We start from the raw sequence: 7,909 nt of genomic DNA, 5'->3' as shown, positions 1-7,909 counted from the left end.
CTAAACTTCAGGCCCGCTGTCTACGAGAGTGGGACCACTCCACGACCGCGTAGTCCCGGCCGCGTTCCTCGATGCCGGCCCGGACGGCGGTGACGTCGCCGGAGGCGCAGTCGGCGGTCACCGGCAGCTTCGGCAGGCCCCCAGCGCCGGTCGCCTCGTCGAGCATGTCCAGCGCCAGCCGCCACGTCTCCCGGTGCCGCACCTCGTCGGGGAGTTTCGCCTTCTCCCGGCGGCGGCGGGCGGCCTGGGCCTCGGCGGGGTCGCCGAGCACCCGGTCGTCCCAGGCTGTCGGGCAGAACAGTCGAGGGTGTGATGACGGCGAGGCATCGGCCGGGGTGGTCCGCGCATCCCGGCGAGCGGAGCCGGGTGAGGCAGCGCCGGGCTGTGCCCGAAGCGGCGAGCGTCCGTCGCAGCCTCGATCACGGCCCGGGCAGCAGAAGGGCCATTGTGATAGCGGTCGAATAGCTACGACGCGGGCGGAGTCGAGAACGTGGCCATCGCGACCACGACGTGCAACCGGGCAACACTTTCCTGAGGCACATGTCCTTAGCCGGTGGGATGCTGATCGGCGCGGGGCCAGCGGGACTCTGGGGCGCTTGGCGCGGCTTCTCGGGGGTGGTGCGTGGCGGGCGGTCTGACCGACGAGCAGGTCGCGTTGCTCGCCACGCTGATTACCGATCCGCTGGTGGCACGGCAGGTTGTGGAGGAGGCGGGGATCCCGGCCGGCGATGTGCCGTGGGCCGCGCACAATCCGCGGGCGTTCTGGATCGAGGTCTCGCGGCTGCTCGCGGACGGCGTCATTGCCGATGGAGTGTCGCGGCTGCTTGCCGTCGTCCGTGATCGGGATCTGAGCGTCCCCGCCGCCACCTCGGACCCCCTGACCGCGGCGCTGGCGGAACTTGCGGTCGCGGTTCGCCGGCAGTGGGCCGAGGAGGCTGCGCTGCGGGGTGTGCGGCAGCCCGTGCCGCTGAGGGTGCGGTGGTCATCGACGCGGCGCCCGGTGGCCGCGGCTCGGGACGTGGTGCTCGATGCGTCAGACGACAGCGACGGTGACGGCTGGGAGTCGTCCCCGCTGACGGGCGATGTGGAGGAGATCGCGGCGGCGTTCCGCTGCCTGCCGCACCGGCAGCTGGTCGTGCTCGGCGAGCCCGGGGCCGGCAAGACGGTTCTGGCGATGGAGCTGACGCTGCGGCTCCTCGAGGAGCGCATGCCCGCCGACCCGGTGCCGGTCTTGGTCTCGGCCGCCTCGTGGCACCCCGACGTCGACCACTTCGAGACGTTCCTGTCCCGGCGGCTGATGGAGGACTACCCCTTCCTAGGTCGCCTGGACGCCCGCCGCGGGCGCGATCGCCTTCCGTTCGCGACGCAGGCCGTCCGGCGGGGACGAGTGCTTCCCATCGTCGACGGCCTCGACGAGCTGCCCGGCGATGGGCACGTGCTCGCGGTCGAACGCCTGGACGTGTATGCGGCAGCGGATCGCTCGTTGGTCGTGACCTGCCGGGGCCGCGAGTACGAGGATGCCGTCGCCGCCGGTGGGCGGATACTGTCGCGCGCCGCAGTCGTCGAGATCGACCCGTTGGGCGTCGAGGCGGCTGTCGCGTTCCTTTCCCATCCGGCCCCAAGTCGGCGTCGGTGGGCACCGGTGTTCGATCGGCTGCGCACGGATCCCGAGGGGCCGCTGGCGGCGGTGCTGTCCACGCCGTTGATGGTCGGGCTGGCCCGGGTCGCCTACCAGGCTCCCTCCGTGGACCCGGTGGAGTTGCTGGATCTGCCCGGTCGGACCGCTGTCACCCGGCTGCTCATCGATGGTTTCCTGGCCCATGTCTACCCGCCCGAACTGCCAAGGCCGCCGGATGCGCCGCGGAGTGGTTTGCGGCGCTATCGGTCTGACGAGGCCGTGCGCTGGCTCGGGGGCCTCGCCGAACAGCTCTATCAGCGGGGCAGCCTCGATTTCTGGTGGTGGGAACTGGCGGTGGTGCCCACCTTCGACGCCGGACTCGGGACCCGGCTGCGGGCGTCCGCGCGGGTGCTCCTGACGGCTGTCCTGGTGGTCGCTGGCGCTGTGGGTGCCGCCGCCGCGGCGATCGGGGGGGTTGGGCTCGCGGTCCGCGCGGCCGTCGTCGCGGCGGTCGTCGTCTCGCTCAGCGCCGCGGGAGCCTTCCGATCGATGAGACTCGGCGGCTACGTGCGCCCTGCGATGCCCGGGGCGCGGCGGCGGCTGGCAAACCGTCCTCGGGTGCGCGTGGTTTTCGGCCTGCTCTACGGGGTGGCGGCCGGCTGGCTGGTCGGCGACGAGCTGCTCGGCTGCGTCGCCGGTGTCGTCTACGGAGCCGTCGCCGCCGTCATGCCGACCGTTGCCGCGCCAGCCGGGCGGCGTCCCCGGCGGAATACGCCCCGGTTGACGCTGCGCGCCAATCACCGCAACGCGACGACCGCCGCCATCCAGTACGGCCTGACCGGCGGCGCCCTTTTCGCCGGAGTCGCTGCGGCGCTGCCAGGCCCCGTTGCCACCGTCGCCGCGGGCGCGAGTGCCGCAACGGTTTACGCCCTGGCGGCGGCCTACCCGGCTGGCCTGTGGACCTGGACCTGGTTCCGCCTCACCCACCTCGACCTGGCCCTGCGCGGCCAGCTACCTCCGCGGCTGTGGTCCTTCCTCGCCGACGCTCACAGCCGCGGAGTCCTGCGGCAGGCCGGGGCGGCCTGGCAGTTCCGCCACGCGGCTCTCCAAGATCATCTGACCGATCGGGCGCGCACCGACCACCTGCGCCGCCGCGCGGACGCCGGCGACGAGCGCGCAGCGGAGCGCCTGGCCAACCGGCTGGCCGGACAGGGCCGCGTCGGCGACCTGCGCACCCGCGCCGAGATCGGCGACGTCCACGCCGCCCGCCGGCTCGCCGATCTCCTCGCCGCCCGGGGCCAGCTCGACGAGGCGATTGCCCTGCTCCGGTCGCACCCGACTGCCGGCGACCAGCTGAGCGCGCTGCTGGTACGGCAGGGCCGCGTCGACGAAGCTGTCACCCTCATGACCCCTTACGCGGGTGACGACTGGTACGCCGCCATGGTCCTGGCGAACCTCCTCGCGGCGGGGGGCCACCTCGACGGATTGGCAGTCCGCGCGGGCACCGACTGGTACGCGGCCGTCCGGCTGGCTGCTCTGCTGGTGAAGCAGGGCCGCGCCGACGAGGCGATCCGCGTACTCGAACCGCACGCCGCTGCGGACGGCGACGACACCATGAGCAACGCCGACTGTCGCGCGCTGCTGGCGCATCTGCTCGCGGGACAGGGCCGCATCGACGACCTGCGGGGCCGCGCCGACCGAGGCGACCGAACCGCCTCCCGTCGGCTTGTCGGGATACTCGCCCGGCATGGCCGGCTCGACGAGCTCCGCACCCGCGCCGACGACGGGGATCCGGTCGCCGTCCGACGGCTCGTGGATGTGCTCGTCGTGCGAGGCGACATCGAGGAAGCGATCAGCGCGCTCACGCCCCACGCCGACGATTTCCACCTCGGCATCCTCCTCACCGACCTGCTCGCCGGCCAGCACCGCGCCGGCGAGCTCGCGGACCGCGCAGAAGGCGGCGACCGATCCGCCGCCAGACGGCTCGTCGACCTGCTTGCTGCCCGCGGCGACGTCGACGAGCTAGGTTCCCGCGCCGACGGCGGCGACACCCACGCCGCCAACCGGCTCCTGGCAGTCCTCGCGGCACGGTCGGATGTCGAGCAGTTACGGGCCCGCGCCGACGGCGGCGACCACGACGCCGCCCGACGACTGGCGGACCTGCTCGCGACGCAGGACCGTCTCGGTGAGCTGCGAGCCCGCGCCGACGGCGGCGATGCCTACGCCGCCCGCCGGCTCGCCGGCCAGCTCGCCGGCCAGGGCCGCGGCAACGAGGCGATCACCGTGCTCACACCTCACGCCGACGACGTCGAGGCCCGTGCCACGCTGACCGACCTGCTCGCCAACGAGGGTCGCATGACGCAGCTCACCGCACTCGCCGACGCCGGCGGCGACCACGCCGCCCACAGGCTGGCCGACCTGCTCGCCGAACAAGGCCGGACCAGCGAGCTTCGGACCCGCGCTGACGCCGGCGACTGGCCGGCAACGACACGGTTGGCCGATCTACTCGCCGCCCAGGGACGCCTCGACGAGGCGATCAACCTCCTCCGACCCCACGCCGACCGCGGCGAACGGGCGACGTTCTCAGAGACCCTCGGGATCTCCGACCTACTGAGGCAGAACGGCTTGGCATCCATCGCCGACACCGTCACCGTCGTCGAGCGGGTCGCGGACGGTACGTCACAGTCCGCCGACCAGCTTGTCGAGATCCTCACCCAGCACGGCCGCATCGACGAGGCGATCACCCTCCTGCGGCGCGCCGTCGACGAGCATGCGCCGTTTGCGTTAGACCGGCTCGTCGACTTCCTCGCGGAAAACGGACACATCGACGACGCGATCGGCCAGCTCAGGGCACGCGCCGACGCCTTCGACCTGGACGCGACCGACAAGCTCGCCGAACTGCTCGCCCGTCACAGCGCCCTCGACAATGCCGTCGAACTGCTCAAGCCCTACGCCGACCTCGGGTTCGTGCGCTCCGCAGTAAAGCTCGCCGACCTCCTCGCCAGACACGGCCGCACCAACGACGCCATCACCGTGCTCGAGCCCTACGCCGACGCCGACTACCCCGACGCCGCGCGACCGCTAGACGATCTTCTGGCGAAGCTGGGCCACGCAGACCAGTTGAAAGCCCGAGCCACCGCCGGCGACGGCCACGCCGCCTGGCGACTGGCCAACCTTCTGGCAGAGCAGGGCAACATCCCCGACGCGATCGATCTCCTGGCGCGCCTCGCCGACGCCGGCGACCAGGGAGCCGCCGAACGCCTCGCCGACCTGCTCGCCGAACAAGGCCACGAGGCCGACCTTCAAGCCCGCGCGGCCACCGGCGACTGGCCAGCCGCGCAACGGCTGACCACCCTGCCCGGACGTGCCCGACCGGGTCTGTGACGCCGGCGGCTCCGTCCCTTATTCCGTGGAGACGCATTTCCGATGCGGACGCTGGATTAGCTCGGACCTCTGCGCCGCTTTGACGTACATCCGGATGGTCTTCAGAGAATTGCCCTCGGCAGCCAAGTGCAACCGCGACGCCGTGGCGTCGTCCCGGGGGGCTCGCGCACACCTCGCGCACACGTGAAGCGCGTGAAGATCAGAAGGAGTTGCTGGTGCCGCACGATGCCGCTGTGTGCCGTGTCGTTCGCCGAGGCGGGGATTCAGACATGTCGATCAGGTCTGGCGGGCGAACCATCTGATAGCGGACCAGAAGGTCATGACGCTTGTGAAAATGTGAACGTGCAGGTCAGAACATGTTTGGTGCGCTCGGCGGCGCGCTCCGAACATCCCCAACCACAATGGCCCAGGTCATTGCGGGTGTCGTCGACATTCTGGCTGCCGTCGGCGGAGTAGCGGGTGTTACGACGGCTTGGCTGGGCCGAGCCGCGTCATGGTCATCGGGCGGCGGAGGGGCTCCGGGGTGGAGAGCGCTGTCAGCCAAGCGCGACCAGCAGCATGAACGCGGTCAATTGGCGGCGACGCATCGTGGTGGGTGGCAGCGCACGATCACTTCCGGTAGGAGCCTTTCGACTCCAGATCACGGTCATCGACCTTGGCCCATAGGCCGACCCAGAGCGCGCTGCGGAGCAGGACGCCTTTTTCCTCGGCGGGCCGTCTCGGATCAGGCTTCCCAGCGTCCTGCTCGATTTTCGAGGAGGACGGGCGCTCGTACCGGCGGCCGGCGGTCTCCGTCGTTCGACGACCGTTCTCGGAGTCGGCGAAACCCAGATGTGGCAGGCTATAGCCACGGTATGGACTTGGGGGTGGGCTGTTTAGTGGGTCAGCTTCGGCTACCGCATCCGCCGTGTGAGGACTGCGGCCGGTCCCTCGATGATGTGCGTGCCGGCGCCGGGCGGGGTCTGCGGAAGACCTTGACTGTTCTGGCTGGCGTTTTCGACGGCACGCGCCCGCCACCTACGGCGAGGGCGGCTGACCGGGCGGCCCAAGCCTACCGAGACGCGCTGCTCCAGCTACTCGACAACGCCTCCCCGGCCGCGCTGTGCCTTCTCTTCACCTACGATTCCGCGATTCATCCGGCGGACCACCAACGCGCCTTTGAACGCGTCGAGCCGCGATTCACAGCAGTAGTCGCCAACGGAGATCTCGCCGCGCTGACAGTCGCGTTGTTGACGGCCCGGCGGCTTGGCTGGCGTACCCTCCACACCTCTGCCTCGCAGAGGCTCGCGGTCGTCCTCGGCCGGCAGGCCGACGCCGGGATCGTGGCGACGCACCTCAGTGGATGGCAGGCAGCGCGGCTACTCGATGTCACGTTCCTCACCGAGGTGCTGCAAACGTATGTCACCCACACCCAGCTCGGGCAGGACCCGGCAGTCTGGTCGCCGTTTCTCGCGAGTCTCCCGCCCGACCACCTCCCGCCGCTGTTCGAGGTTCAGCATTACCTGGGCCGAGGCGCGGATGCGGCGCGGCTCGCGAGCACGGCGGACCAGCGCCGTCTCGCGGTGGACTGCTGCCTGCGCTCATCTGAGATCGCGGACGTCGAGGCCGGTCTCGAGCTGGCCGAGTGCATTCATCCCCCGGCTGTGGGAGCGTTGCGGTACCGGGCGGCTGACCTCCTGTTCGCGGCGGACCGCTACGAGCAGGCGGCCGCTCACTACCGCGCTGTCGGGCGGCTTCTCGAGGCGAGTGTCTGCTTTGAGCGCCTCGGGCGCTTCCGCGAGGCGATGGAGTTCTGCCCGGCCGAGGCACCGGCGCGAGCCGCGTTGCTGGCGGCTCACTGCCTCCCCGAGATCGACCTGATCGCCGATCGGCAGGACTTTGCAGCCGCGGTCCGGTATGCCCACTTCCTGCTCGGCCATCTCGACCGAATGGCCGAGGATGACGAGACAGCTCCCGTTCTAGGCCAGCGGCGTGGTGAGGTGGAGCGGCGGCGGCAGGCGGCGCTCACGGCGGGACGTAGGCTTTTCGGCGCGAAGGTGCGGGAGGCGACCGCCGGGGACAGCTCCGAGACCGCGAAGTCGATCTATGCCGCGTGGAGCCGCTTTGAGGAGGAAGCGGGCGAGCTGGCCGACGCCGGACGGCTCGCGGAAGCTGCCGACGATCACTACCGCGCGCACCGGCTGTACAGCGAGGCGGGCCAGTTCGGACAGGCCGAGCGAGTGATGCGGGGCGATGACTCGCCCGGCGCGCTGGCGGCCAGGGCAGTGTCACTCGAGGCAGGTGGCGACCTGCTGGCGGCGGCTCGGCTACGGGAGGAGGCCGGGAGGCGGAGGAAGCCCTCGCCCTGTATGTCCGGATTGGCTCTCCGGCGGAGGCGGCCCGGTGCCTTCTGCGGCTACGCGGGAACGAAGCTATCGAAGACCCGCGACTGGCCGCCTTCCTCCGGCAGGCCGACGATGTCGAGCAGCTGGTCCGGCTCTGCGTCCGGGCCTGCGCGGAGGGCTCGAGTACCACGCGGGCCGCCGCAGAGCTGCGCATGCTGCGCGCCGAGGGCCAAGTGCCACCGTCCAGGGACTCCGAGGTGACCGCCGTGCTCGGCGCCTTCGATGCGGTCCGGCGCGGCCCGTTCGAGGCCCGTGCCCAGGACTGGGCCGCCCGGGCACGCAAGGAGACCGATGAGCGCTTCGCCTGCATCTGGGGCCTTGACCTCGGCACCACGAGTTGCGCGGTCGCCATCTACGACAGCCGGATCGGGCGCCCGGTGTTGTGCCCATGGAAGGGAAGCACCCAGTTCGCCTCGACCCTCAGCATCGATGTCGACGGCGTGGAACAGGTCGGCCTTTTCGGCGAGGAGATTTTGGGCGAGCGTGTTGGGCTCCAAAATCCGGGTGCGGCCTGTAAGCTGCT

4 protein-coding genes are annotated in these 7,909 nt (G+C 71.1%); 3 read left to right on the top strand and 1 reads right to left on the bottom strand.

Annotation, left to right across the window (positions count from 1 at the left end; genetic code table 11):
* Positions 1–7 precede the first annotated feature (7 nt).
* Entirely contained in the window at positions 8–301 is a 294-nt protein-coding gene (locus MJ797_RS24825) for a transposase (protein ID WP_255739468.1), read from the bottom strand.
* 321 nt (positions 302–622) lie between these two features.
* Between MJ797_RS24825 and MJ797_RS24820 the strand changes: the two genes are divergently transcribed.
* The 3 genes from MJ797_RS24820 to MJ797_RS24810 form a co-directional block, all read left to right on the top strand.
* On the top strand, positions 623–5,002 hold the full coding sequence (locus tag MJ797_RS24820; RefSeq protein ID WP_239341848.1) for an effector-associated domain EAD1-containing protein: 4,380 nt from the start codon (positions 623–625) through the stop codon (positions 5,000–5,002).
* A 974-nt stretch (positions 5,003–5,976) separates the two neighbouring features.
* Positions 5,977–7,587, top strand: a complete 1,611-nt coding sequence (locus MJ797_RS24815) for a hypothetical protein (RefSeq protein WP_239341846.1) — start codon at positions 5,977–5,979, stop codon at positions 7,585–7,587.
* A partial coding sequence (locus MJ797_RS24810) for a hypothetical protein (protein ID WP_239341844.1) occupies positions 7,584–7,909 on the top strand: 326 nt, incomplete at its 3' end. The genes MJ797_RS24815 and MJ797_RS24810, both read left to right, overlap by 4 nt.

It is taken from the genome of Protofrankia sp. CiP3 (assembly GCF_917627345.1).
Taxonomy (GTDB): Bacteria; Actinomycetota; Actinomycetes; order Frankiales; family Frankiaceae; genus Protofrankia.
Note: the sequence above shows the minus strand (reverse complement) of the source record. Positions and strands in the feature narration are given on the sequence as shown.